22 protein-coding genes are annotated in these 26710 nt (G+C 75.2%); 16 read left to right on the top strand and 6 right to left on the bottom strand.

Annotated features, from left to right (window positions below; translation table 11 throughout):
• Positions 1 to 13: 13 nt before the first annotated feature.
• Positions 14 to 1177: a M20/M25/M40 family metallo-hydrolase gene (locus tag IFT45_RS15400; RefSeq protein ID WP_197982493.1), complete on the bottom strand. Its 1164-nt coding sequence runs from the start codon at positions 1175 to 1177 to the stop codon at positions 14 to 16.
• Between the two features lie 208 nt (positions 1178 to 1385).
• Here IFT45_RS15400 and IFT45_RS15405 point away from each other — a divergent pair, with 208 nt between their 5' ends.
• Together IFT45_RS15405 and IFT45_RS15410 are read left to right on the top strand one after the other, a co-directional pair.
• On the top strand, positions 1386 to 2564 hold the full coding sequence (locus IFT45_RS15405) for an exonuclease SbcCD subunit D C-terminal domain-containing protein (protein WP_192129218.1): 1179 nt from the start codon (positions 1386 to 1388) through the stop codon (positions 2562 to 2564).
• Complete coding sequence (locus IFT45_RS15410) at positions 2561 to 5812, top strand: AAA family ATPase (RefSeq protein WP_192129219.1); 3252 nt, start codon at positions 2561 to 2563, stop codon at positions 5810 to 5812. Before IFT45_RS15405 ends, IFT45_RS15410 begins: the two co-directional genes overlap by 4 nt.
• Before the next feature lie 232 nt (positions 5813 to 6044).
• Here the strand turns inward: IFT45_RS15410 and IFT45_RS15415 are convergent, their stop codons facing one another.
• From IFT45_RS15415 to IFT45_RS15425, 3 genes are all read right to left on the bottom strand, one after another.
• Positions 6045 to 6305 carry a DUF6458 family protein gene (locus tag IFT45_RS15415; protein ID WP_056051981.1) on the bottom strand — a complete coding sequence of 87 codons (261 nt, stop codon included), beginning with the start codon at positions 6303 to 6305 and terminating at the stop codon, positions 6045 to 6047.
• Between the two features lie 415 nt (positions 6306 to 6720).
• Positions 6721 to 7512: a type I 3-dehydroquinate dehydratase gene (aroD, locus tag IFT45_RS15420; RefSeq protein ID WP_192129221.1), complete on the bottom strand. Its 792-nt coding sequence runs from the start codon at positions 7510 to 7512 to the stop codon at positions 6721 to 6723.
• A gap of 1 nt (position 7513) precedes the next feature.
• On the bottom strand, positions 7514 to 8449 hold the full coding sequence (locus tag IFT45_RS15425; protein WP_371811051.1) for a shikimate dehydrogenase: 936 nt from the start codon (positions 8447 to 8449) through the stop codon (positions 7514 to 7516).
• 144 nt (positions 8450 to 8593) lie between these two features.
• On the opposite strand from IFT45_RS15425, the gene IFT45_RS15430 reads away from it, so the two are divergent.
• Entirely contained in the window at positions 8594 to 9037 is a 444-nt protein-coding gene (locus tag IFT45_RS15430; RefSeq protein ID WP_167257859.1) for a GNAT family acetyltransferase, read from the top strand.
• 34 nt (positions 9038 to 9071) lie between these two features.
• Here IFT45_RS15430 and IFT45_RS15435 read toward each other — a convergent pair whose 3' ends face one another.
• Complete coding sequence (locus IFT45_RS15435) at positions 9072 to 10019, bottom strand: EamA family transporter (RefSeq protein ID WP_371811054.1); 948 nt, start codon at positions 10017 to 10019, stop codon at positions 9072 to 9074.
• Positions 10020 to 10224: 205 nt separating this feature from the next.
• On the opposite strand from IFT45_RS15435, the gene IFT45_RS15440 reads away from it, so the two are divergent.
• From IFT45_RS15440 to recQ, 3 genes are all read left to right on the top strand, one after another.
• A complete protein-coding gene (locus tag IFT45_RS15440) occupies positions 10225 to 12504 on the top strand; it encodes a bifunctional UDP-sugar hydrolase/5'-nucleotidase (protein ID WP_192129226.1) in 2280 nt (759 codons plus the stop codon).
• A 96-nt stretch (positions 12505 to 12600) separates the two neighbouring features.
• Positions 12601 to 13545, top strand: coding sequence for a type II CAAX endopeptidase family protein (locus IFT45_RS17940; RefSeq protein WP_192129228.1), 945 nt, complete (start codon positions 12601 to 12603; stop codon positions 13543 to 13545).
• A 31-nt stretch (positions 13546 to 13576) separates the two neighbouring features.
• Positions 13577 to 15778: a DNA helicase RecQ gene (gene recQ / locus IFT45_RS15450; protein WP_192129230.1), complete on the top strand. Its 2202-nt coding sequence runs from the start codon at positions 13577 to 13579 to the stop codon at positions 15776 to 15778.
• A gap of 127 nt (positions 15779 to 15905) precedes the next feature.
• On the opposite strand, the gene IFT45_RS15455 is transcribed toward recQ, so the two are convergent.
• Positions 15906 to 16505: a hypothetical protein gene (locus tag IFT45_RS15455; RefSeq protein WP_192129232.1), complete on the bottom strand. Its 600-nt coding sequence runs from the start codon at positions 16503 to 16505 to the stop codon at positions 15906 to 15908.
• A gap of 226 nt (positions 16506 to 16731) precedes the next feature.
• On the opposite strand from IFT45_RS15455, the gene IFT45_RS15460 reads away from it, so the two are divergent.
• The 10 genes from IFT45_RS15460 to IFT45_RS15505 all read left to right on the top strand — a co-directional run.
• A complete protein-coding gene (locus tag IFT45_RS15460) occupies positions 16732 to 17481 on the top strand; it encodes a 1-acyl-sn-glycerol-3-phosphate acyltransferase (RefSeq protein ID WP_056052002.1) in 750 nt (249 codons plus the stop codon).
• 97 nt (positions 17482 to 17578) lie between these two features.
• On the top strand, positions 17579 to 18505 hold the full coding sequence (locus tag IFT45_RS17945) for an NAD(P)-dependent oxidoreductase (protein WP_371811053.1): 927 nt from the start codon (positions 17579 to 17581) through the stop codon (positions 18503 to 18505).
• 225 nt (positions 18506 to 18730) lie between these two features.
• Positions 18731 to 19816: an alkene reductase gene (locus IFT45_RS15470; RefSeq protein WP_192129236.1), complete on the top strand. Its 1086-nt coding sequence runs from the start codon at positions 18731 to 18733 to the stop codon at positions 19814 to 19816.
• A 96-nt stretch (positions 19817 to 19912) separates the two neighbouring features.
• Positions 19913 to 21055, top strand: a complete 1143-nt coding sequence (locus IFT45_RS17950) for a septum formation family protein (protein ID WP_192129238.1) — start codon at positions 19913 to 19915, stop codon at positions 21053 to 21055.
• A gap of 272 nt (positions 21056 to 21327) precedes the next feature.
• Positions 21328 to 21969: a CDP-alcohol phosphatidyltransferase family protein gene (locus tag IFT45_RS15480; protein ID WP_056052014.1), complete on the top strand. Its 642-nt coding sequence runs from the start codon at positions 21328 to 21330 to the stop codon at positions 21967 to 21969.
• Positions 21970 to 21978: 9 nt separating this feature from the next.
• Positions 21979 to 22545, top strand: coding sequence for a GNAT family N-acetyltransferase (locus IFT45_RS15485; protein WP_192129240.1), 567 nt, complete (start codon positions 21979 to 21981; stop codon positions 22543 to 22545).
• 49 nt (positions 22546 to 22594) lie between these two features.
• Complete coding sequence (locus tag IFT45_RS15490) at positions 22595 to 23176, top strand: acetyltransferase (protein ID WP_192046597.1); 582 nt, start codon at positions 22595 to 22597, stop codon at positions 23174 to 23176.
• 454 nt (positions 23177 to 23630) lie between these two features.
• Positions 23631 to 24206, top strand: coding sequence for a hypothetical protein (locus tag IFT45_RS15495; RefSeq protein WP_192129242.1), 576 nt, complete (start codon positions 23631 to 23633; stop codon positions 24204 to 24206).
• Between the two features lie 88 nt (positions 24207 to 24294).
• Positions 24295 to 25251 (top strand): SDR family NAD(P)-dependent oxidoreductase, encoded by a 957-nt coding sequence (locus IFT45_RS15500; protein WP_192129243.1) that lies wholly within the window; start codon positions 24295 to 24297, stop codon positions 25249 to 25251.
• Positions 25252 to 25568: 317 nt separating this feature from the next.
• Positions 25569 to 26710: hypothetical protein (locus tag IFT45_RS15505; RefSeq protein ID WP_197982494.1), on the top strand; the 1142-nt coding region annotated here is incomplete at its 3' end.

Here is a 26710-nt window from a genome sequence, read left to right on the forward strand (position 1 = left end):
GCGCCCGGCCGCGCTACGCCAGCTCGGCGAGCAGCGCCACGACGAACTCGCTGCGCTCCACCATGCCGTCGAGGCTGATCCACTCGTGGCGCGCGTGGGCGCCGCCGCCCACGCCGCCGACCCCGTCGAGCACGGCGGCGCCGAGCGCGGCCGCGAAGTTGCCGTCGCTCGCCCCGCCGACCGACACCTCGCGCAGCTCGAAGCCCAGCTGCCCGGCGACCGCGGCGGCCCGTTCGTAGAGCGCGCCCGTCGCCGCCGACCGCTCCATCACGGGGCGGTTCCAGCCGCCGGTGACCTCGACCCGGGCGAGCGGGTCGTGCGGGGCCAGCGACGCGAACAGCCGCTCGACGCGGGCGGCCTCGTCGGCCCGGGTGACCCGCACGTCGACCATGGCGCGGGCGTGCCCGGCCCGGACGTTCGTCCGCGTGCCGCCCTGCACGATGCCGACGTTCAGCGACGTGCCGGCCTCGACGTCGGCCTCGCCGTGCAGCTGCAGCACGAGACGGGCCATCTCGTCGATGGCGCTCGCTCCGCCGCGCGGGTGGAGCCCGGCGTGCACCTCGACGCCGAACGTCTCGACCTCGTAGATGCCGACGCCCTTGCGGGCGGTCTTGACCGCGCCCTCGGCGGCGGACTCGAAGACGAGCACCGCGCCTCCCCGGCTCACCTCGGCCTCGATCACGGGGCGCGACGCGATGCTGCCGACCTCCTCGTCGCCGGTCAGCACGATGCGCACGCCGGGCCGCGGCAGGCCCAGCGCGTCGGAGACGGCCAGGGAGTGCCCGAGCTGCACGAGCCCGGACTTCATGTCGAAGACGCCGGGGCCGGTCATGCGGTCGCCGTCGATCTGCACGGGCCACTCGGCGAGCGTGCCCTCGGCCCAGACCGTGTCGTAGTGGCAGAGCGCGGTGACCCACTCGGCCGAGCCGGTCGGCGACGGGTGCTCGAGCGTGACGGCGTCGCCGTAGCCCTCGACGACGTTCACCCGGCGGGCGGCGGCGGGGCCGGCCGTCCGCTCGAGCCACGCCTCGATCCAGGCGAGCCCGGCGGCGAGCAGGTCGACGTCGTCGGAGGGGGTCTCGAGCGACGCGTAGGCCACGAGGTCGGCGATCATCGCCTCGCGGCGGGCGGCGACCGCCTCGCGCAGGGCGGTCGTGTCGGTCTCGGTGAGGGTCACGGGGGTCTCCGGGGGCGTCTCGGTCGGTGCGGGCGGCGCGGGCTCCGACCATGTTCCTCCCTCCCGGGGCCGACGGGCGACGAGGAGGCGCGGTGCCGGCCCCGCAGGCAGGGCCACGCCGCACCTCGGGTGTCGGTCGGCGTCGATACAGTGACGACCGTCCGGCAGCACAGCCGGCGCCACGACCACCGCGAGCGAGAGGGGCCCCGTGCGCATCCTGCACACGAGCGACTGGCACCTGGGGCGGACCCTGCACGGCGTCGACCTCCTCGAGCACCAGGCCGCCTTCGTCGACCACCTGGTCGACCTCGTGGCCGCGCGCGCGGTCGACGTGGTCGTGGTGGCGGGCGACGTGTACGACCGGGCCGTGCCCTCGGTGCCCAGCGTGCGCCTCCTCGGCTCGGCCCTGCGACGGCTGAGCGAGCTCGCCGTCGTCGTCGTGACGCCGGGCAACCACGACTCCGCCGCGCGGCTGGGCTTCGCCGCCGAGCTGATGCGGCCGGGCCTGCACGTGCTGGCCGGGGTCGACCGGCTCGACGAGCCGGTCGTCGTCGACGACGCGCACGGGCCCGTGGCCTTCTACGGGCTGCCCTACCTCGACCCCGACACCGTGCGGCACGCGCTCGCGCCCGACGGCGCCGACGGGCCCCTCGCCCGGTCGCACGAGGCCGTCGTCGGCGCGGCGCTCGACCGGGTCAGGGCCGACCTGGCGACGCGGCCCGGCACCCGCTCGGTCGTCGTCGCGCACGCCTTCGTCGCGGGCGGCGCCGTCGTCGAGCGGAGCGAGAGCGAGCGCGACATCCGCGTCGGCGGGGTCGACGTGGTGCCCTCGGCGGTCTTCGACGGCGTCGACTACGTCGCCCTCGGCCACCTGCACGGCGCCCAGCGCGTGGGCGCCGCCGCCGGGTCACACCCGGTGCTGCGCTACTCGGGCTCGCCCCTGGCCTTCTCGTTCGGCGAGGTCGGGCACGTGAAGTCGACGGCCGTCGTCGACCTCGCCGCCGACGGCACGGTGGAGGTCGAGCTCGTCGCCGCACCCGTGCCGCGCCGTCTGGCCGAGGTGACCGACACCCTCGAGCATCTGCTCGACGGCCGGCACGACGACCTCGTGGACGCCTGGCTGCGGGTCAGCGTGACCGACCCCGTGCACCCCGACCACCTGTGGGCGCGCGTCCGGGAGAGGTTCCCGCACGCGCTCGCCGTGCTGCACACGCCCGTCGGCGCCGTCGACTCTCCCCGGCTGCGCGTGGTGACGGCCGAGACCGACCCCGTCGAGGTCGCGGCCGACTTCGTCGCCTTCGCCTCGGGGGCCCCGGCCAGCGACGCCGAGCTCGCCGTCGTGCGCGCGGCGTACGAGGCCGCGAGGGCGAGCGAGGGCAGCGAGTGATCCTGCACCGGCTGACCCTGCGTGCCCTCGGCCCCTACGCCGGCGAGCACTCCATCGACTTCGCGGCGCTGGGCGCCTCGGGCACCTTCCTGCTCGAGGGGCCGACCGGGGCCGGCAAGTCGACCGTCATCGACGCGATCGTCTTCGCCCTCTACGGGCAGCTCGCCGGCGAGGGCGCCAGCCGCGACCGCCTCCGCAGCCACCACGCCGCGGCGCACGTCGAGCCGTTCGCCGAGCTCGTGTTCGAGACGGCGGCCGGGGTGCACCGCATCCGCCGGAGCCCGGCGTGGCAGCGGCCGAAGAGCCGGGGCACGGGCACGACGCCGGCGAACGCGACGGCCACGCTCGTCCGCCTGACCTCGCCCGACGCGGTCGACGGCGAGGTGGTGTCAACCAGCACACAGGAGGTCGGGCACGAGATCGGCCGGGTGCTCGGCCTGACCCGTCAGCAGTTCGTGCAGACGGTCGTGCTGCCCCAGGGCGAGTTCGCGGCGTTCCTCCGCTCGTCGGGGGAAGACCGCCGGCGCATGCTGCAGTCCCTCTTCGGCACCGAGATCTACGAGCTGACGACGGCCCGCCTGGCCGAGGGGCGGCGCGCGGCCCACGCGGCCGTCGCCGAGGCCGACCGGGGCGTCGAGCTCGCGGTCGCCCGGCTGCGCGAGGCGGTCGGGGCCGACGACGACCCGGTCGTCGGAGCGGCGCTGGAGGCGGCCCTCGCCGGGCAGGCCGCCCCGGTCGGGGCGGGTGCCGGGGGCGACTCGGGCGACTCGGGGGCTCAGCCCGCCGAGGGCGCCGAGGGTCTCCCGGCCACCGTCGACGGCGTCCTCGCAGCGCTCGTCCGCGACTCCGACGCGGCCGCCGAGCGGCGGGGCGCGGCTCGACGGGTGCACGACGACGCGCGGCGTCGCCTCGACGAGCAGCGCCGTCTGCGGGCGTCCCTCGACCTCCGCGCCGACCTGCAGGCCCGGAGCGCCCGCCTGACGGAGGCGGCGGTCGCGGTCGACGAGGCCCGGTCGCGCCTCGAGGCCGCTGGCCGGGCCGACACGGTGACCGGAGCGGCCCGGGGCCTCCGGGCGGCGCAGGCCGTGCGCGCGGAGGCGGGCACGACGCTGGTCGACGCGCGGGAGGCGGCGACGGACGCCGACCCCGAGCTGGAGTCCGTGCCCGGGCTGGTGCTCGTCACCGGGGCGTGGTCGTCGGCCGAGCGCGCGGACAGCACCGACGGCACCGCTGGCTTCGACAGCTTCGACAGCCACGGGGGAGAGGCCCCCACGCTGCCCGAGGTGGCCGCCGCCGTCGCGGCCCACCGCGACGACCTGCGCTCCGACCTCGCCGTGCTCGGCCGGGTCGCCGCCGTCGAGCGGGGGCTGCCCGGCCGTCGTGCCGAGCTGCTCGACGCGGGCCGAGCGCTCGAGCAGGTCGACGTCGACCTCGCGGCGCTCGACGCCGAGCTCGCCGAGAACCCCGTCGCGAGGGCCGCCCTGGTCACCGCTCGTGATGCCGCCCGGCGGTCGGCCGACGACGAGCCCGCCGTCGCCCGCCGGGTCGCCGACGCCCGTGCGCAGCTCGCCGCCGTGCTCGCGACGGACGCCCTGAGGCAGGAGGCGACGCGGCTCGACGAGCTCCTCGCCGACCGGTCGACGGAGGCGCTGGCCGCCGCCGACCTCGAGGCCGGGCTCCGTCGTCGGCAGATCACCGGCACGGCCGGCCAGCTCGCGCTCTCGCTCGAGGCCGGAGAGCCGTGCCCGGTCTGCGGGTCGATCGAGCACCCGGCCCCGGCCGCCCCGACCGACGACCACCCGACCGACGACGACGTGGAGGCCGCCGCCCTCTCCGCCCGCGCCGCGGGGCAGCGGCAGCGCGACGCGGCCGCCGCCGCGGCCGCGGCCCGTGCCCGTCTCGACGTCGCCGTGGCGGGGCTCGGCGACCTCGACGAGGCCGGGGCCCGGGAGGCCGTCACCGAGGCGGAGCAGGCGCTCGACCGCGCCCGTGCCGCCGTGGCCTCCGCCCGGGCCGCGGAGCGGGCGCTGGACGACCACGACCGCGAGGCGGACGCGCTGCGCACCCGGGCCGAGACGACCCGCACGCTCCGAGCCACCCGCGCCGAGCGGCTCGAGGGCGATCGACGCCGACTCGCCGACGACGAGGCGCTCGTCGCCGAGGCCGTGGCCGGGGCCGAGGGGAGCGCCGACGGGCGTGCCGACGGTGACGCCGAGCGCGCGCCCGGCACCGTCGCCGACCGCGTCGGCCTCCTCACCCGTCGCGCCGACCTCGCCGATCGTCTCGTCTCTGCCCTCCGCGCGGCCGAGGTCGCCCGGGTCGCGCACGACCAGCGCCGCGTCGAGCTCGCCGACGCGCTGGCCGCCTCGGGCTTCGCGACGGCCGACGCCGCCGCCGCGGCGGTCCTGCCCGGCCCGGAGCGCGACTCCCTCGGTCGTCGGGTCGCGGGGCACGACACCGAGCTGGCCGTCGTCGGCGCGGGCCTGGCCGACCCGGCGATCGCCGCCCTCACCGGTGAGGAGGAGGTCGGCGTCCCGGCCGCGGAGGGGGCTCTCGGCGTCGCCGAGGTGGACCTCGCGGCGACCACCGACGCGGCCGGGCGGTCCGCCGACCGGGCCCGACGCGCGACCGAGGCACTCGCCGCGCTCCGACGTGCCGAGGCCGCGGGCGAGTCCGTCGCCGAGGAGGCGCGGGCCGTCGTGCGGATGGCCGACCTCACGGGCGCCACCGGCACCGTCAACGTCCGCGGGGTGACGCTCGGCACCTACGTGCTCCTCCGTCGGTTCGACGACGTCGTCGCGGCCGCGAACGCCCGGCTGCGGGTGATGTCGAGCGGTCGATACGTGCTCGAGGCCTCCGAGGAGCGCGAGCAGGGCTCCCGCTCCCGGCGCACGGGCCTCGCGCTCGCGATCCGCGACGCGTCGACCGACACGACCCGCGACCCCGCGAGCTTCTCGGGCGGCGAGACCTTCTACGCCTCGCTGAGCCTCGCGCTCGGGCTCGCTGACGTGGTCCAGGCGGAGGCGGGCGGCCTCGAGCTCGGCACGCTCTTCGTCGACGAGGGGTTCGGCTCGCTCGACCCCGAGACGCTCGACGCCGTGATGACCGAGCTCGGCCGCCTCTCCGACTCCGGCCGGGTGATCGGCATCGTGAGCCACGTCGACGAGCTCAAGCAGCGCATCGCCGACCGCATCGAGGTGCGACGCCTGCCCGACGGCTCGTCGACGCTGCGCTCCACGGTCGGCTGACCGGCGCTACCCGCCCCGCGCCTCCCGCCTGTCTCCTCCCGCCTGTCTCCGCCCGGCGCACGACCTCGCCCGGCGAGTGGTCGCGAACTGCTGCTCCCGGCCGCTGCGGAGCGCAGTTCGTGACCACTCGGCGCCCGCCCGCGCCTCCCCCCACGAGCGACGGGCCGCGACCCCGCCACGACCACGAGGGTCGGGAGGGGACGCGGCCCGTCGAGGGGTCGTGCGGGGTCGATCAGACGATCGGGCCGCCGTCGTCGCGCGTCGAGCGACGCGTGACCTGCTCGCCGCTGACCGGGTCGACCGCGCTGCGCGAGGTCGAGGTCACCTGGCGACGACGCGTCGCGAAGACGAGCCCGAGGATCGTGACGATGATGCCCGCCGCGATCAGGATGTAGCCGATCAGCTGGATGTCGATGCCCGCGACCTGGAAGTCGAGAGCGAACGCGAGGATCGCGCCGATCACGATCAAGGCGATTCCGCCGCCGATGCTCATGGGTTCTCCTTCGTGAGCCGGAGCCTCTGCTCCGGGTGCCTGAAGGGTACTGACCCCGCGCCTCCTCCGTCACGATCTCGTCGAGCGCTCCTCACCCCTCCGGGGCCTGTGGGCAGCCCTCGGGCGGGCCGAGCCCCGGCTGAGCGTCACCCGGGTGGACGGGGGACGACGGGCCGAGACAGGTCGGGCGGCGAGGTAACCTCGGGTCACTCCGGCGGATCCTCGGCCTCGAGACTCCTGTTGAGCGACGCCCGTCGCTCGTTTCCCGGTGGTGGAGCCGAGGTCGGGTCCGCCGGAGGCCTCGCCTCTCCCGACGCGGCGGCAGACCACGCGGTCGACCCTCGATCTGGGGGAGGCGCGGGGCAGGTCGGTCCGATCACCTCGACCAGCAGCGCCCCCGGTCGCCCCGCCCCGGTCAGGCCCCGTGCAGCAGGTCGAGCGCGGCGCCGAGGGCCCGTGCGTCGAGCTGCCCCGGCGCACTCGTCGCCCCGACCGCGCCGAACGTCAGGCACGAGCCGACCGTCTCGCCGGCGAGACGCGAGACGGCGCCGAGCGGCCCCATCGACATCGTCACCGCGGGCACCAGGCCGGGCCCCGACCGGAAGTCGTCGGTGGCCGCCAAGAGGGTCAGCACGTCGGCGGGCGACGTCGGCATCGCGGCGAGCTTGACCACGTCGGCGCCGTTCTCCTGCTGCTCGACGAGGCGCGAGACGATCTCGGCGCGGGGCGGCGTCGCCGTGAAGTCGTGCGACGACATGACGACCCGGAGCCCCGCGCCGTGCGCGGCGTCGACGAGGTGCTCGCGCACGTCGGGCTGCGTGTACATCTCGACGTCGACCGCGTCGGGGCGCTCGGCCGGGTCGAGGGCGACGACCGCGTCGAGCAGCGCACCGTAGGCGTCGGGCGTGATGTCGCGCTCGCCGCCCTCCTGCTTCGTGCGGAAGGTCGCGAGCAGCGGGACGTCGTCGCGCAGCGACCGCCGCACCGCGGCCACGGCCTCCCGCACGCGGTCGTGGTCGGCGACGGCGGTGAGGTAGTCGAGGCGGAGCTCGACGACGTCGACCACGCCCCGGGGCAGGGCCGCGAGCTCGACGGCGGTGGCCTCCAGCGCGGCGGCCGTGCGCCCGACCAGCGGCACGCAGACGGCGGGGCGTCCGTCGCCCAGGGTCACCGAGCGCAGGGCGACGGGCTGCGGGGTGGGACGCACGTCAGACCACCGCCCGGTCGCCGCGGCCGCCGAGGTCGTGGCGGTCGCCGTGCTCGTGGTGGTCGCCGCGGTCGGCGGCGCCCGACGGCTCCGCCTCGAGCCCGGCCGCCGCACGGACGGCCGCCCGCACGGCGCCCTCGTCGGGGAGGGGCTCGTCGGCCGCGCCCCCCGTGAACAACCGCACCTGCCCGATCGCCTGCTCGACGAGCATGTCGAGCCCGCTGAGCACGACGCCGCCCTGCGCCGCCCAGGCGCTCGCGGCGCGCGTCGGCCACGGGTCGTAGGCGACGTCGAACAGCACCGACGTCGAGCTCCGCGGCCGCAGCGGCAGGTCGTCGGCCGCGCCGGCGGGCAGGGTGCTGACGACGAAGTCGAGGGGGCCGATGGAGGGCAGCTCGCTGAGCGGGGCCACGACGACGTCGCCGCCGAGCTCCGCGGCGAGGGCGGTCAGCTCGCCGGCGCGGCCGGGGCTGCGGAGGTGGACGGAGAACGACCGGGCTCCCAGCTGCCAGGCCGCGTGCATCGCGGAGGCCGCCGTCGCGCCGCCGCCGAGGATGACGGCCGACTCGGGCCGCACGTCGTGCCGGCGCTCGACGGCCCGGACGATGCCGTCGACGTCGGTGTTGTGCCCGTGCCGGCGGCCCTCGTCGTCGATGACGACGGTGTTGGCGACGCCGAGCAGGGCCGCGAGCGGCGAGACGGTGTCGAGCAGCGGCAGCACCTCGCGCTTGAGCGGCATCGTGAGGCTGAGCCCCCGCCAGCTCGCGTCGAGGCCGTCGACGAAGCCCTGCAGCTCGCCCGAGGCGACCTCGGCACGGCCGTAGTCGTAGTCGAGCCCGAGCACCTCGTAAGCCGCGGCGTGCAGGCTCGGTGACAGCGAGTGGGCGATCGGCGAGCCGAGCACGGCCAGGCGGCGGCGGGGGTCGGCTCGGGTCACACGGGCTCCTCGGGGTCGGCGGGGCAGACGGCCCATCCTACGACCGGGCCTCCGGGCGGGCCTCGACCCGCGACTCCTGCCTGCTCCGCCGAGGCCCCGGGCCGCCGGGCCGCCGGGCCGCTCGCGGTCTGGCAGGCTCGACCGATGGAGATCCGCGCCTTCGCCCCCGCCGACACCGAGACCGTCGTCGCCCTGTGGGAGGAGTGCGGCCTGACCCGCCCGTGGAACGACCCGCGCCGCGACATCGAGCGCAAGCTCCAGGTGCAGCCCGAGCTCTTCCTCGTCGGCACCGAGCGGGTCGAGACGGCCGACGGGGGAGTGCAGGAGGCGGTGGTCGCCACCGCCATGGCCGGTCACGAGGGCCACCGCGGCTGGCTCTACTACGTCGCCGTCGCCCCGGCCCTCCGCGGCGGCGGCCGGGCCCGCGCGCTCGTGGCCGAGGCCGAGCGGCTGCTCACCGAGGCGGGCTGCCCCAAGCTGCAGCTGATGGTGCGGTCGGGCAACGACGACGCGCTCGCCGCGTGGAGCGCGCTCGGCTACGAGCGGCAGGACGTCGTCGTGCTCGGCAAGCGGCTCATCGAGGACTGAGCGGGCGGGCCGTCGACGTCGACGGGGGCCGTTCTCAGTCGAGCGCGAGAAGCACGGCCGCCGCGAGGGCGAGCACGAGGCCGACGACCTGCGACCGGGTGAGCCGCTCCCGCAGCACGACGGCGGCCAGCACCACCGTCACGGCGGAGTAGAGCGCGGTCAGCACGCTCATCACGGTGAGGTCGCCGAGCCGGAGCCCGAGGAGGATGAGCACGTTCGCCCCGGCGTCGGCCACGCCGCAGAGCAGGGCGAGGCGGAGAGCGGGGGCGAGGCCCCGGGCCACCGACGGCACGCCTGCCGGCCCGGCCGTGCCGGAGGCGTGAGCCGTCGGCAGCGCGTGACCCGCGCCTCCTGCTCGACCCGCGCCTCCCACGCCCGGCGACCGCCGCCTCGAGATCGCCACCAGGGCGAGCACCGCCACCGCGCCTCCGGTCAGCACCACGTTCGTGACCCGGTTCGCGACCAGCGGCACGAGGCCGGAGTCGGCGGGCGTCTGGTCGAGGAAGACGAGGACGACGCCGATGCCGACGCCCGCCGCGAGGGCCATCAGCAGGCCGGCGGCGGTCGGCTTCGGGGCGGAGGCGTCGGGCACGAACCCGACGAGCACCACCGCGACGAGGGCGAGCGCGATGCCCGCCCAGCCGGCCGGCCCGAGCCGCGAGCCCTGCAGCAGGCCCACGCCCACCGGCACGATCGCGGAGACCACGGCGGTCAGCGGCGACAGGATGCTCATCGGCCCGATCGCGAGGCAGGCGTAGAGCAGGGCGATGGCGGCGGCGCCGGCCACGCCGCTCGCGACGCCCCAGCCGACCGCGGCGCCGGAGGGGGTGCCGGGCACCACGACGAGCAGCACGAGCAGCAGCGCGAGGCCGCTCGCCGCCGAGATCGCCGTGACGCGGAGCGGCGGCAGGCGACGCGCCGCGAGACCGCCGAGGAAGTCGCCCGAGCCGTAGGCGACGGCGGCGGCGAGGCCGAGGAGCACGGACAGCAACGGGACCTCCGGAGGCGCGGTGGGGGTGGACGACGACCGTCGCGTTAACAGCACGTGACGAACGTGTGCGGAGCCTTGTGCGGCTCCCAGCCAGATCTTATGTTCGTCGGGTCTGTCCCTCGTCCGAGGGGCGGGCCGCCCCGGGCACCTCCCGCGGGCCTGAGATCACGCACGGACACCAGGAGACACACCGCACATGCGCCCCCGTCACCCCATCGCACCTCCGGCCGAGACGGGAGCGCCGCGTCGTCGCCGTCGCGCCGCCCTCTCGCTCGTCGCCGTCGCCACCCTCGGCGCCGGTCTCGTGGCCGCCGTCCCGGCCCAGGCAGCCCCGACAACCATCGACATCCTCGGCATCAACGACTTCCACGGCCGCATCGCGCAGGAGGCCTCGCCGGTCGCCGGCGCCGCCGTCATGGCCGGGTTCGTCGACCAGTTCCGCACGACCCACCCGAACACGTCGTTCGTGTCGTCGGGCGACAACATCGGTGCCTCGACCTTCACCTCCTTCATCCAGGAGGACAAGCCGGCCCTCGACGCGCTCAACGCGATGGACCTCGACGTCAGCGCGCTCGGCAACCACGAGTTCGACCGCGGCCAGGACGACCTCAACGGCCGCGTCGACGACGCCAGCGACTTCCCCTACCTCGGGGCCAACATCTTCCGGGCCGACGGCTCGCACGCCTACGACCCCTACTTCGTCAAGGACGTCGGCGGCGTCAGGGTCGGCTACATCGGCGCGATCACCGAGCTGATGCCCGAGCTGGTCAGCCCGTCCGGCATCGCCGGCCTCACCTTCGGCGACATCGTCGACAGCGTCAACGACGTGGCCGACGACCTCAGCGACGGCGCCGCCGCGAACGGCGAGGCCGACGTGCTCGTGCTGCTCGTGCACGAGGGCAACTCGTCGGGCACGGCGCTCGACGCGGGCGGCGACTTCGCGCGCATCGCGACCGACGTCTCGCCGAAGGTCGACGCGATCCTGTCGGGCCACACGCACCAGTCGTACAACTTCTCGGTCGTGCCGACCGGCGGCACCACGCCTCGCCCGGTCGTGCAGACCGGCAGCTACGGCGCGAACCTGAGCCACCTCGCGATCACGTTCGACGCCGACACGAAGGCCACGACGGTCACGAGCGAGCTCCTGCCGCTCTACCAGAAGGCGACGCCCGACCCCGAGGTCGCGAAGATCGTCAGCGACGCCGTCGCGGTCGCCGCGGTCGAGGGCGCGAAGAAGGTCGGCGAGATCACCGCCGACTTCCCCCGCGCCGTGCAGTCCGACGGCACCGAGAACCGCGGAGGCGAGTCGACCCTCGGCAACTTCGTCGCCGACGTGCAGCTCGAGGCCACGGTCGGCAACGGGTCGCAGATGGCCTTCATGAACCCGGGCGGCCTCCGTGCCGACCTGCGCTACGCCTCCGCGGGCGCCAGCGACCCCGCCGGCAACCTGACCTTCGCCGAGGCCGCCGCCGTGCAGCCCTTCGCCAACACGCTCATCGTCGTCGACATGACGGGGGCGCAGATCGAGCAGGCCCTCGAGCAGCAGTGGCAGCCCGCCGGGTCGTCGCGGCCGTTCCTCAAGCTGGGCGTCTCGAAGGGCCTCAGCTACACGTACGACCCGGCCGCCGCCTCCGGTGAGCGCATCCGCACGATCACGCTGAACGGCGCGGAGCTCGACCGCGCGGCCTCGTACAAGGTCACGGTCAACTCGTTCCTGTCGTCGGGCGGCGACAACTTCACCGCCTTCAACACCGGCTCGGCGGCCGACAGCGGCAAGGTCGACCTGCAGGCCCAGGTGGACTACTTCACCGTGCCCGCCGGCTCGCCCGCCCGCGTCGCCACGCCGGACTTCACCCAGCGCTCGGTCGGCGTCACGGCGACCCCGTCGCCCGAGGCCGGCTTCGCGGCCGGCGACACGGTGACGCTGTCGCTCTCGTCGCTGCTCTTCAGCTCGCAGGTCGGGCCGGAGACGGGCACCGTCTCGGTCAGCCTCGACGGCGTCGAGCTCGCCTCGCAGCCGATCGACCGCACCGTGGTCGACAAGGGCGACGAGACCGGGCGCGCGACGCTGTCGTTCGCGGTGCCCGCCGGCGTCACGGCCCCCACGGCCGGCCCGGTCGTGCGTCAGCTGCGCGTCACGGTGGCGGGGACGGGGACGGTCGTCGACGTGCCCGTCGTCCTCGCCGCCGCCGCCGAGCCGGTCGTCGTCGACCCGACCCCGGCCCCGACCGACCCCGCCGTCCCCGCCCCCGGGGCCGGAGCGGGCACCGGTGCGGGCACCGGGACGGGTGCGGGCACCGGCACGTCGACCCGCCCCACGCGCGTCACGGCCTCGGGTGACCTCGCCTACACGGGCTCCGACGCCGCGATGACCGGGCTGGCGCTCGCGCTGACCCTGATGCTGGCCGGCGCCGGCGTGGTCACGGCCACGCGCCTCCGTCGCCGTCGCACCGCCTCCGTCGGCACCACCGACTGACGCCCCCCCGCACAGCTCGACCCGGACGGCCCGGTCGCACCCCACGGTGCGGCCGGGCCGTCCGGCGTCGCAGCTGTCCCGGCTAGCCTCGACCCCGTGACCGTCGCCTACCACCGCCTGTTCCGCACCCTGCCGACGTACCGCTGGTACCGGCCGCTGCTGGCGCTCCTGCTCGGCACGGTCTTCTACGTCGTCGCGTCGAACGTCGTCGTGCTCGCCCTCTACGCCGTGGTCGCCGCGGCCGGGGGAGCGGACGCCGCCTCCCGCCTGGCCGAGGGCCTCCAGGGCGACCCGCTCGACGCCTCCCAGCCCCTCGTCATGCTCGCGACGCTGGGCTCGATCGCGACCATGCTGCCCTCCGTGCTGCTCGCGACGAAGCTCGCCGGGCTCGGCGGCTGGGGTCAGCTCTCGAGCGTCGCCGGCCGCCTCCGCTGGCGCTGGCTGCTCCGCTGCGTGGGCCCGGCCGCCGCCTTCATGGCGCTCACCGTCCTGCTCAGCTACCTCGTCGTGCCGCTGGTCACGGGCGACGAGCTGGGCTCCGGCCCCGTCACGACGCCGCCCGCCGCCCTCGTCTGGTCGGTCGTCGTGATCCTCCTGCTCGTTCCCCTGCAGGCCAGCGCGGAGGAGTACGTCTTCCGCGGCTTCGCGATGCAGTCGCTGGGGTCGTGGATCGCCCGGCCGCTCGTCGCGATCGTCGTGCCCACCGTCGCCTTCGGCCTCTCGCACGCCTACAACGTCTGGGGCGTGCTCGACGTCGCCGTCTTCGGCGTGACCGCCGCCTGGCTGACCTGGCGCACCGGCGGGCTCGAGGCCGCCATCGTCGCGCACGTGCTCAACAACACGGTCCTCTTCCTCCTCCTGGCGCCCTACGCGGGCACCCCGTCGAGCGACGGCAGCCCCCTCGCGCTCGCCGTGACGGTCGTCTGCACGCCGTTCTGGGCCTGGCTCGTGCTGCGCTCGTTCCACAGGTCGGGCGAGCTCGCGTCCTCCCCCGCGAGCGAGCTCACGGGGCGTCACCCGGTGGAGTCGCGGGTCGGCTGACCGCGTCGGTGGCGCCTCCTAGACTCGCCTGGTGACCGACGCTCCCCCCTCCTCCGCAGCCCCCGCCACCGGCAGCCCGACCGACGCCTCCGGCAGCGCGACCGACGCCTCCGCGCGGGCCGGCTCGCCCGTCGAGGTGCTGCAGCGGGTCTTCGGCTACGACGCCTTCCGCGGCGACCAAGCGGCGATCATCGACCAGGTCGTCGGCGGCGGCGACGCCCTCGTGCTGATGCCGACCGGCGGCGGCAAGTCGCTCTGCTACCAGGTGCCCGCGCTCGTGCGCCCCGGCACCGGGGTCGTCGTCTCGCCGCTGATCGCGCTGATGCAAGACCAGGTCGACGCCCTCGAGGCCGTGGGCGTGCGGGCGTCGTTCCTGAACAGCACGCAAGACCCCGACCAGCGCCGTGCCGTCGAGCAGGCCTTCGTCACGGGCGAGCTCGACATGCTCTACCTCGCGCCCGAGCGGCTGAAGCTCGACAGCACCAAGTCGCTCCTCGACCGCGGCCGGGTCTCGCTCTTCGCGATCGACGAGGCGCACTGCGTCGCGCAGTGGGGCCACGACTTCCGCCCCGACTACCTCGAGCTGTCGGTGCTCCACGAGCGCTGGCCCGACGTGCCGCGCATCGCCCTCACCGCGACCGCCACCGAGACCACCCACCGCGAGATCTCGCGGCGGCTCGAGCTCGACGACGCCGCGCACTTCGTGGCCGACTTCGACCGCCCCAACATCCAGTACCGCATCGAGGCGAAAGACGGTCCGCAGCAGCAGCTGCTCCGCTTCATCCGCGCCGAGCACGACGGCGACGCCGGCATCGTCTACTGCCTCTCGCGCAAGTCGGTCGAGAGCACGGCCGAGTTCCTGGTGAAGCAGGGCATCGCCGCGCTGCCCTACCACGCGGGCCTCGACGCGGGCACGCGCGCCCGCAACCAGTCGCGCTTCCTCCGTGAAGACGGCATCGTGATGGTCGCCACGATCGCCTTCGGCATGGGCATCGACAAGCCCGACGTCCGCTTCGTCGCCCACCTCGACCTGCCCAAGTCGGTCGAGGGCTACTACCAGGAGACCGGGCGGGCCGGGCGAGACGGCCTGCCCTCCACCGCGTGGCTGGCCTACGGCCTGCAGGACGTCATGCAGCAGCGCCGCATGATCGACCAGTCGGAGGGCGACGCCGAGCACCGCCGCAAGCTCAGCGCGCACCTCGACGCGATGCTCGCGCTCTGCGAGACGGTCGAGTGCCGCCGCGTGCAGCTGCTCGGCTACTTCGGCCAGGCGAGCACCCCGTGCCACAACTGCGACACCTGCCTGAACCCGCCGCAGTCGCTCGACGGCACCGTGCCGGCGCAGAAGCTCCTGTCGACGATCGTGCGCCTCAAGCGCGAGCGCGACCAGCAGTTCGGCGCGGGCCAGATCATCGACATCCTGCTCGGCAAGACGACGCCGCGCATCACGCAGAACCGCCACGAGCAGCTCAGCACGTTCGGCATCGGCACCGAGCTGAGCGAGATCGAGTGGCGGGGCGTCGTGCGCCAGCTGCTCGCCCAGGGCGTGCTGGCCGTCTCGCCCGACGGCTACGGCACCCTGCTCATCACCGACGCCGCGGCCGAGGTGCTCTCGGGCTCGCGGCCCGTCCGTCTCCGCAAGGAGCCCGAGCGGGCCCCCCGATCGCGCTCGGCCCGCGGGGCGGGCGGCTCGTCGCGCGGCTCGCGCACCGGTGCCGGCGCCGCCGACCTCGACGCCGCCGACGTGCCGCTGTTCGAGACGCTGCGCCAGTGGCGGGCCGGGGTCGCGAAGGCCCAGGGCGTGCCCGCCTACGTCGTCTTCGGCGACGTCACCCTGCGCGGCGTCGCCGCGGCCCGGCCCTCGTCGATGACCGAGCTCGCCGGCATCAGCGGCGTCGGGCAGAAGAAGCTCGACACCTACGGCCAGCAGGTGCTCGACGTCGTGGCCGGCGTCTCGCCCGAGGAGGCCGCCGCCGCGGCGGCCGAGCGCGGCCCGGCGAGCTCCGGCCCGAGCTTCGGCGGGGGAGGGGGCGGGGTCGACGACGAGGCTCGGCCCGCCACAGCGCCCGGGTCGGCCCGCCGGGCCGCGCCCGCCCGGTCACGACCGGCGACGCGCCCCACGACGACGGTCCCGGCCAGCGGGGGCGCCCCCGACCTCGAGCCGTACCCGTACGACGACGAGCCGCCCTTCGACCCCTACGTCGACGACGTCCCGCCCGACGACTGGCGCTGACGACCGGCACCGACGACCGGCACTGACGACCGGCGCTGGCGACGCGCTGCGCCAGGGCGGGCCCGGGTCGATCCGATGGCCCTCGGTGCCGCGCGGCGGCTGGAGCCGTGAGGCGTCGGCGTCGGCGTCAGTGCTGGGCGGAGCGGGCGTCGACGACGACGCGGTCGTCGACCTGCCCGACTTGCCCGACCCGTGCGGTCCGTTCGGCCCGCGGCGTCGGCCGTGCGGGCACCCGTATCGGCCCCGAGACCGGGCCGGCGGAGCCGAGCTGGAGCTCGGAGACGCGTCGGGCGAGCAGCACGAGCGCGAGGGTCGTCCCGACCATCGCCTCGAAGCCCCCGGCGAACCCGCCGCCGTGGAGGCGGGAGACGTACGCGGCCGAGAGCAGGAAGGCGCAGCCCAGGGGAGCGCTCAGGTACAGGGCCTGCACCGGCTGCAGGAGCAGCGGCAGGCCGAGCCGGACCCGCACGCGGATCACGGTCATCGTGACGAGCAGCGCGACGGCGACCGCCGCGGCGAGGCCGTAGAGGACGACGGCGACGTCAGCCGCGACGAAGTCCGCCCGGGCCGCCCCCGCGGCCCCGGCGGACGCCACCACGGCGTAGTAGAGGTAGACCGCCGGCGCGACGGCGTAGGCCGCCCGCCGGAGACGCCCGGCCGGCAGCGCGATGATCGCGTCGGCCCCCTGACCGTCGCGAGTCGTCGGCTCCTGCATGTCGTGCGTCATCGTCGTCCCCCCGGTGCGCCCCCACGGCGCACCTGCATCCCCGCGACGAGCCTAGACAGGTCCGTCGGAGGCGCGCAATCAGTCAGAAGGAGGACACCCGCCGTACCCGCCGCGGGTGGTCCGCCGGCCCCGCGTCTCCCGCCCGCCCCTCGCCCGCCGCGCCCCCGGCCGTCACCCGCCGTCGGCGCACGGCCCGTCGACGCCCGGGGAGCATGCCCGGCGGGGCATGCGGCGTCGGGCACCCTGGAGCGTGCTCACCTTCGTCAGCCGGGCTGTCCTCGCGCCCCTCGTGCGCCTCCTCTGGCGACCCCGCGTCGTCGGACGCCGCAATGTGCCCAAGCGGGGCGCGGTCATCCTCGCCAGCAACCACCTGTCGTTCATGGACAGCGTCGTCATCACGCTGATGGCCCCGCGGGAGGTGTCGTTCCTCGCGAAGAACGCCTACTTCACGGGCACGGGCCTCCGGGGCCGGCTTCGCCGCTCCTTCTTCACCGGCATCGGGGCCATCGGCGTCGAGCGCGGCGCCGGCTCCGCCGCGCAGCACGCCCTCGACCTCGGGCTCGAGCGCCTGACGCAGGAGGCCGCCTTCGCGATCTACCCCGAGGGCACCCGATCGCTCGACGGACGTCTCTACAAGGGCCGCACGGGCGTCGCCTGGCTCGCCCTCACGAGCGGCGCCCCCGTCGTGCCCGTCGCCCTGACCGGCACGCAGGAGCTGCAGCCGGTCGGCTCCACCCTTCCGCGCCTCACCCGCTTCACCGTCGAGTTCGGCGAGCCGATCGACCTGTCGCACCACGGCGAGGCGAAGTCGGGCCGCGCCCGGCGCCAGGCGACCGACGAGGTGATGGCGGCCATCGCGCGCCTCAGCGGCCAGGAGCTCGCCGGCACGTACAACGAGCCGCCGAACCCCTCCGTCGTCGAGCGCGTGCGGCGGGCGATCCGCCGCGACCCGGTGGGCGAGGACGCGGTCGACTGAGCCGCCCTGCCGGGGCGGCTCCCCGCGGCGGCCGACCCGCGCCTCCCCCCGGCCCCGGGCGCGCCCCGAGCCGCCCGGCGTACGGTGCACCTCGGCGGTGCACCAGCCCGCCCCCGCACATCGGCGCGGCTGCACGACGGCCGCCGGCAAGGAGCACCAGGGCATGCACGTCGCAGTCATCGGCACCGGGATCATGGGCGGCGGCGTCGCCAGGACGCTGCTCCGCGAGGGCTTCGACGTGACGGTCTGGAACCGCACCCGGGCCAAGGCCGAGCCACTCGCCGACGACGGGGCCCGCGTGGCCGACACGGTCGCCGAGGCCGTCGCCGACGCGGACGTCGTCGTGACGGTGCTGTTCGACGGCCCCGCGGTGCTCGACGTGCTCCGCGAGGGCGGCCGGGCCCGGCACTCCGCCGACGCGCCCCTCTGGGTCCAGGCGAGCACGATCGGCACCGCCGCCACCGCCCAGGTCGTCGACCTCGCCCGCGAGCTCGACGTGCCGCTCGTCGAGGCGATGATGCTCGGCACGAAGAAGCCCGCCGAGACCGGCGCGCTCGTCATGCTCGCCGCCGGCGACCCCGACCTCGTCGCCCGGGCGACCCCCGTGCTCGACGCCATGGGCGCGAAGACGGTCGTGGCCGGCACCGAGGTGGGCCAGGGCACGGCGCTCAAGCTCGCCGCCAACGCCTGGATCGCGTCGATCACGGCGGCGACCGCGCAGTCGCTCGCCCTGACGCAGGCCCTCGGGCTCGACCCCCGGCTCTTCCTCGACGCCATCGCCGGCGGGCAGTCCGACAGCCAGTACGCGCACGTCAAGGGCGCGACGATGATCGCCGGCGAGTACCCCGCGCAGTTCGCCCTCGACGGCATCCGGAAGGACATCGACCTCATGCGCGAGGCGGCCGACGGCACGCCCGTCGACACCGGACTGCTGGAGGCGCTGGCCGGCCTCTACGGGCGTGCGTCCGATCGCGGCCACGGCAGTGACGACATCGCCGCGGTGCGCACCGGCTTCGACGCGTGACGCCCCTCCGACGCGCCTCCGCCTGACGCCCCTCCGCCTGACGCGCCTCCGCTCCTGCCGCTGACTGCAGGCGGCCGAACCTGCGCTCCTCCTGGGAGTCCCGCCGCCGCGCCGTCGCGGCGGAATGCCCTCCCCGCACCTCCGGTTGCCCTCGCGGGCGCCGCTGCCTCCGTGCGCCGCACCCGCGGTCGCGCCCCGTCCTCATCCCCGACGAAAGGACCCTCCGTGGACCTCTTCTCCTCCGCCTCGTTCGGCGACCTCACCCTCGCGAACCGCGTCACCATGGCGCCCCTCACCCGCATGCGCGCCGACGCCGGCGACGTGCCCGGCGACCTGATCGTCGAGCACTACCGCCAGCGCGCGACCGTGGGCCTGATCGTGACCGAGGGCACCTACCCGACCGTGGAGGGCAAGGGCTACACCGGCCAGCCCGGCATCGTCACCGACGAGCAGGTCGCCGGCTGGAAGCGCGTCGCCGACGAGGTGCACGCCGCCGGCGGCACGATCGTCATGCAGGTGATGCACGCGGGCCGCGTCTCGCACACCGAGGTCACCGGCACCGAGCGCATCGTCGGCCCGAGCGCCATCGCGATCGACGGCGAGATCCACACGCCGAGCGGCAAGTCGGCCTACCCGGTGCCGCACGAGCTGACCACCGAGGAGGTCCGCCAGGTCGTGCAGGACATCGTCACCGCGTCGAAGCGCGCCGTGCTCGAGGCCGGCCTCGACGGCGTCGAGCTGCACAGCGCCAACGGCTACCTGCTGCACGAGTTCCTCTCGCCCGTGTCGAACGTGCGCACCGACGAGTACGGCGGAAGCCCCGCCGCCCGCGCCCGCATCGGCGTCGAGACGGCCACGGCCGTCGCCGCGGCGATCGGCGCCGGCCGTGTCGGCATGCGCATCTCGCCCATGCACAACATCCAGGACGTCGCCGAGACCGACCTCGCCGACGTGACCGCGACCTACGAGGCCCTGCTCGACGGCGTCGCGCCGCTCGGCCTGGCCTACCTGAGCGTGCTGCACGCGGAGCCCCGCGGCGAGCTCGTGCAGCACCTCCGGGCCCGCTTCGGCGGCCCCGTCGTGCTCAACAGCGGCTTCGGCGTCGTCACCGACAAGGCCGAGGCCGAGGAGCTCGTCGGCGGCGGCCACGCCGACGCCGTCGCGGTCGGCCGCATGGTCATCGCGAACCCCGACCTCGTCGCGCGCTGGCAGGGCGACACCGAGCTGAACGAGCCGAACCCGGCCACGTTCTACGCCGAGGGCGCCACCGGCTACACCGACTACCCGACGCTGGAGACGGTCTCGAACTGACCCGCGCCTCCTCGCTCGGCCCGACGCCCGGCCTCGCCGCGACCCCTGGTCGCNCTCAGGCGGTCGACCCCGACGACGCCGCCGAAGGGGACCACCGTGGCCGATGCCGACCTGCCGCCGACGCACCAGCGCGTCGCGGCGCTCCTCCGCCACGAGTTCTCCGGGCTCGAGCTCACCGACGTCGCGAGCGAGTACCCGGGCACCCGCGCGCCGGGTGCGGCCCTCCGCCTGCGCCTCGGCCACCGTCTCTGGCTCGACCTCGCCGACGACGGCCGGGAGTGGTTCGTCGCCGGCCTCTACGCCGACGCCTCGGGCGTCACCCCGCCCGACCAGCGGTCGCGCGAGTCGCTGGCCGTGCCCCTGGACGCGGAGGCGCGGGTCGTCGCCGACGCAGCCGTCGCGTCGGTCTGGCGCTGGGTCGACGCGGTGGGCCCGGCCGAGGCCGACGCTCCGTTCGCCCGGGAGCGCCCCGCCGCCCCTCCCGCGATCCCCAGCCCCGCCGTCTTCGGGGCGCCGGCGCCCGCTCCGTACGTCCCCCAGCCGGCGCAGACGCTGACGCCCCCGCCCGGGGCGTGGGCCGGGCAGGGCGCGGGCCAGGCCGCGCCGAACGCGTACGTGCCGCAGGCCGCCCCCGGGGCGGCGCCCTACGGCGCGCCCGGCGGCTACGGCGCCGCGCCCGCCTACGGCGCCTGGGCACCCGCCGCCCCCGCGAAGCCGCGGAACCGCGGCCTGCTCATCGGCGGCATCATCGCCGCGTCGGTGCTCGTGCTCGGGGGCGTCTCCGCCGCCGTCCTCAGCGGCATCGACACCCTGTCGAGCGAGGTCGCGGCCGGGTCGGACCCGGGCATCGACCCCGACGCCGTGCCCGACACCGGCATCGAGGAGCTCACGGTCGGCGACTGCTTCTCGTTCGGCGGCGCCGACGCGACGGCGGAGGAGGTCTCGATGGTCGACCTCCGCTCGTGCGACGAGGAGCACCAGAACGAGGTCTACCTGCAGGACGAGCTCACCGACGCCGACGCGTACCCCGGCGACGAGGCGACCGCGGCCGAGGCGGACGACCTCTGCTACGGCGCCTTCGAGGGCTTCATCGGGCTGCCGTGGGAGGAGTCGGAGGTCGAGTACCTCTACCTGACGCCGACCGAGCAGAGCTGGGGCCAGGGCGACCGGAGCGTGCTCTGCTACGCGTACCTCTACGGCGACACGTCGCCCGGCAGCCTCCAGGACTACGGGTACTGAGCCGCCGCTGGTGGGGCAGTGCGGCGGGTCCGTGTCCTCGCCGGCGGGTCGGCGCCGGCCCGCCGGGGAGGACGGCGACCGGCCGCCTTCGCTGAGCGGTGGGCGGGGCGCTGGGGGAGGCTGTTCCACTCCGGAGTGGAGGAGCGATCCTGGAGCACGCCCTGCTGGCCGCCGCGCTCCTCGCGGACCGGGCTCGCGCCTCCCGCGCTCGCCCGCCCACCCGCCGCGGCGCGCCCCGTAGGATCGGAGCGCCCCGGCAGCCCGTCGGGAGCGTGACCCGAGAGGACGTCGTGCAGCTCGTCGACCGTCTGTTCCGCACCGACGAGTGGCGGACCGTGCCCAACGCGATCACGGCCGTGCGCCTCCTGCTGCTGCCCGTCTTCGTCGTGCTCGTCGTCGGCGCGCACTACTGGTCGTCGCTGCTCGTGATCGCCGTGGTGTTCTTCACCGACTTCCTCGACGGGTTCGTCGCGCGGCGCACCGGCGCGACGTCCGAGCTCGGCCGGTGGCTCGACCCCGTGGCCGACCGGCTGACGGTGATCGTCGTGATGGTCTCGCTCGCGCTGGGCGACCTGCTCAACTGGCCCGTCGTCGTGCTGATCCTGCTGCCCGACGTGCTGCTCAGCCTGTACGCGCTGGTGCGCTTCGGCGGCGCGCCCTTCCCGGTCACGCGCGTCGGCAAGGTGCGCACCGCCCTGATCTTCGTCGGGCTGCTGATGCTGCTCGTCGGCCACGCGGCCGTCGACCAGTGGCGAGGAGTCGCGGGCTCGGAGGGCCTGGACGTCGCGGGCCAGGTGATGATCCTGGTCAGTGCGTTCGTGCTGCTGCTCGGGCTGATCGGGCACTACGTCGCGGCGGTGATCTACGGGCGAGCCCTCGTCGCTCGCCACCGCGAGGACCGCCGGGCCGGCTGAGATCGCCGGATGACGACTCCCGACAACGGCACGGACGCCGCAGCGCTCGACCCCGCAGGGCTCGACCCCGGAGCGCTCGACCCCGCAGTGCTCGACCCCGCCGCGATCGAGCTCGCCGAGGTCGACCCCGACGACCCGAGGGCCGTCTGGTGCCTCGGGCAGTACCTCGCCGAGATCGACGCCCGCTTCGACGTCGGCTACGACCCCGCCGCGGCCGTGCCGACCACGGCGGCGTCGATGCGCCCGCCGAAGGGCCTCTTCGTGCTCGCGACGCGGAGCGGCGAGCCCGTCGGCTGCGGCGCCCTCAAGCTGCACGACGACGGCTCCGCCGAGGTCAAGCGGGTGTGGGTCTCGGGGGCGGTGCGGGGAGCGGGGCTCGGCCGCCGCCTCCTGCGCGACCTCGAGCGCCGGGCCGTCGAGCGCGGCACCACGCTGCTGCGGCTCGACACGAACGCGACGCTCGTCGAGGCGATCCGCCTCTACCGCGCCGAGGGCTGGGTCGAGGTGCCGCCGTTCAACGACGAGCGCTACGCCGACCACTGGTTCGAGAAGCCCGTGGCACCCGCCGGGGCCTGAGCGAGCCGACGGACCGAGCCCGGCGCTCGCGCCTGCCAGGATGACTGGCATGGGAGAGAGCATGGTCATGCCCCTGCACGATCCGCGGCGCGCGGAGCTCGAGGCGGGCGGGTGGCACGTCACGGCCCGGTCGTTCGGGGCACAGCTGGACTCCGCGCGCGTCGACCGGGAGCGGCTGCGGCGGTTCGTGGCCGGAGTCGTCGGCTCCCTGCGCGAGCTGAGCGAGGGCGACCTCCACGACGTGCTGACGCTCGACGCGGCGACCGCCGGCGACTACCCCGGGGGCGTGGCGACGCGTCACGAACCGCTCGACGCAGCCCGGGCGACGCCCTCCGCCTCGCGCCGCGCGTTCGGAGCCTTCCTGCCCACCGGAGAGCTGGTAGCCATGACCTTCGTCGACGTCGAGGGCGTCCGCGCCGAGACGGACTTCACGGTCGTCCGTCGTGACCAGCGAGGACGGGGCCTCGGTGTCGCCGTGAAGGCGGGCTCAGTCCTCGAGCTCACGTCGGACGGCGTCGAACGGTTCCGCACAGGAGGGTCCGCCGACAACGAGGCCGTCCTCCGGGCGAACGACGCCGTGGGCTACCTCCGCGACGAGGAGTGGGTCACGCTCGAGCCCGGCACCGCCTGAGGGGGGCCCGGCGGCGACGAGATGGTCGACCTGCCCGTGCCTCGCGGCCGTGGATCCGGTCACAGCCAGGCGGGAGGCCCGTTCACGGTCCAGTCGACGGCCTCGACGAGGGTAACGACGACGTACAGCGCCACGACGCCGACGAAGCCCGAGAGGGCGGACCCGATGGCCCAGTCGCTTCGGTCTTCCCGGTCCAGGCGACGGTCGAGGAGTGCGGCGACGCTGCCCAGCAGGCCCAGCGCCGGCGGTGCTCCGAGGAGCAGTCCGGCCGGGACCGACTGGGCGAGGAACCCCAGGGCGACGAGCGCGCCGAGGGTCGCGCCGAGTCAGACGAGCGTGACGATCGGGAGGCGCCGTCGGGCGCGACCGCCCCGCCCCTCCGTCCGCACCATCAGCCCATCCTCGCTGACCGTGCCGGTCGTGCGCAGCACCCGCCGCCTCCTAGGCTCGCCCCGTGACCTCGACCACCGCCTCCACCGGCCTCGACGCCGCGTCGCCGGTCGCCCTCGTGCTCCCCGGTGCCGGCTACACCGCGCAGGCGCCGGTGCTCGCCTGGTCCGTCGCGCTGCTCGCCGAGCGGGGCTGGCACGTGCAGGTCGTCTCGTGGACGATCGATGACGCCGCCGAGGGCGACCCGGAGGCGTTCGTCACGGCCGAGGCGCGCTCCGCGCTCGACGCAGCCCGCGCCTCCGGCGCCACCGGGCCCGCCCACGTCGTCGCGAAGTCGCTCGGCACCTGGTGCCTGCCGTGGGCGCTCCGGGAAGGGCTGCCGGGCGCGTGGCTCACCCCGCTGACGACCGAGCCGGCCGTACGGGCCGCGCTCGACGCCGCCGGCCCCGAGCACCTGGCGGTCGGGGGCGACGTCGACGCGTGGTGGCGGCCGGAGGGCCTGGGCGGCTCCGGCCTCGAGCTCGTCACCGTGCCCGGCGCCGACCACGGACTCCGGCGCCCGGGCGACTGGCGTGCCTCGCTCGACCTCCAGCGCGGCGTCCTCGAGCGGGTCGACGCCTGGGCCGGCCGCTCCGCCTGACCCCCGGGCGTCGAGGGGCCGAGCACGGACCGGCCACGGACGCCAGCCGCAGACCTCAACCACAGACCCCGGGGCTACCGTTCACCGCATGACACGTCTCACCACCCCGTTCTCCGCCGCCACGACCGCCGCCGAGGTGGTCGACGGCATCGACCTCACGGGCCGCCGCATCGTCGTCACGGGCGGCGCCTCGGGCCTCGGCCTCGAGACGGCGCGCGCCCTCGCCGGGGCCGGCGCCGAGGTGACCCTCGCCGTCCGACGCCCGGAGCAGGGCGAGGAGGCGGCGGCCGACATCCGCCGCAGCACCGGCAGCGAGACGGTGCGGCACGCCGTCCTCGACCTGCAGCGCCGCGACTCCCTCACCGCCTTCGCCGACGCCTGGCAGGGCCCGCTGCACGCCCTCGTGAACAACGCCGGCGTCATGGCCACGCCCGAGACCCGCACGCCCGAGGGCTGGGAGCTCCAGTTCTCGAACAACCACCTCGGCCACATGGCCCTGTCGCTCGCCCTCAAGTCGGCCCTCGTCGCCGGCGCGGACGACGCCGGAGCCCCGTCACGCATCGTCTCGCTGAGCTCGACCGGCCACCACTACTCGCCCGTCGTCTTCGACGACGTGATGTTCGAGCGCCGCCCCTACGACCCGTGGTCGGCCTACGGCCAGTCGAAGACCGCCAACTCGCTCTTCGCGGTCGGCGTCACCCAGCGCTGGGCCGACGAGGGCGTGCTCGCCAACGCCGTGCACCCGGGCGGCATCATGACGGCCCTGCAGCGGCACATGCCCGAGCAGGAGATCCTCGACCGCGGCTGGCGCGACGCCGACGGCACCCCGAACCCGGCGTTCAAGACGCCGGAGCAGGGCGCCGCGACCTCGGTGCTGGTCGCCGCGTCGCCGCTCGTCGAGGGCGTCGGGGGCCGCTACTTCGAGGACGTCGAGGAGGCGCTGCCCTTCTCCGAGGACCGCCCGCGCGTCGGCGTCAAGGCGTACGCACTCGACCCCGAGGCCGCCGACATGCTCTGGCAGTACAGCGCCGGCCTGCTCGACTGACGCCAGGGGAGCTCCGAGCTTCCTGGCCTCAGCCTGCTCTTCGTCTCCGTTGCTCAGCCGCAGAGATGCGCTCGGAGTCGTCCCGACACGTGTCGTGTCGAAGTAACGGTCGGGTAACAAGTGGTGGGTAGACATACCCCTTTGTCGGGGCGCCTTCGGTCCTTGTCCTCAGGACTTCGCTCAGTGTCCAGAGTTCATCTGAACCCCGCCTTCTTCGTCGGCGAGATCAAGTGCAAATTTGATGGAATTCCAGGCCTCTTCTGTCCCTATTCTCAGCTTTGTCTCGGGTCGTGTGGCCCGACTGAATTGGGGCTGGCATGTTTGCTGCTTGGGGGCGCCGCGGCGCTGTTGTGGGTTCGGTGGCGGCGTTCGCGCTGCTGGGGGAGCTGTTGGTGGCGGTTCCGGCTGTCGCAGCGGAGCCCGTCCCGGACTACGGGTCAGTGCCTGCGATCTCGTCGGACGCTGTGGACCCCGCGGTGCCGACGGTGCCCACGGGTGACCTCGAGCCCAGTCTCGGTGGGGACCTCGACTTGGCCCCTGAGGGCAAGGACACGGACAAGCTGACGAACCTTTCCCCGGAGGTCGAGGGCTCTTTCGATCCTGCCGATTCGGTGCTGGTCGATCAGAGCGAGTTCCAGGACGTGTACCTGAACGACGACGGGACCAAGACCGCTGTCATCGGTGTCGAGCCCCTGAACGTCGAGGCCTCGGACGGGTCCTTCGACGCTGTCGACACTGACCTCGTCGAACAGCGCGGTGGCACCCTCGAGCCTGAGGCGCACCCCCTCGCCCCTGTCTTCGCAGCCTCCGCCGGCGACGGTGATGTGTTCACCGCGACCCGTGACGGGTACACGCTGGGCATGGAACTCGTCGGTGCTGCGGACTCCGAAGCCGTGCACCAGGTCCCCACGAGGTCACGAGGCGCCCTGGACACGGTGCGGTACCCGGACGTGTTCCCCGACACGGACCTCACCTACGAGGTCACCGACGGCGCGGTCAAGGAAGAGCTCGTCCTGGCGAAGCTGCCCTCGACCAAGCACGACTCCTGGACGTGGAACGTGACCGCCCCGGGGCTCACCGCGTCGGTGGATGACGACGACTCCGTGGTCTTCACCGACGATGCCGGGACCGTTGTCTTCGGGATTCCTGCACCGGTGATGTACGACTCGTCCGGCGTCGAGGGGAAGCGGACGGACGCGGAGGCGATGGTGCCTCTGACCGTCGCGCCCGACGGCGACGAGTGGACCCTGACGCTCACGCCGGCCAGGTCGTGGCTGACGGACCCGGACCGGGTCTACCCGATCCATGTCGACCCCACGACGGCAGGCGGGTACATGGAGGACATGCACGCGTACCGCAGCGACGGTGTGAATCGTGTCGACGGCGTCTCGCGTGTGGGTAACTCCCGGGACGGTGGCGACAAGTTCTGGCGCACCGTGCAGCACTACAACTACGAGCA

The organism is Frigoribacterium sp. CFBP 13707 (assembly GCF_014842245.1).
GTDB lineage: Bacteria > Actinomycetota > Actinomycetes > Actinomycetales > Microbacteriaceae > Frigoribacterium > Frigoribacterium endophyticum.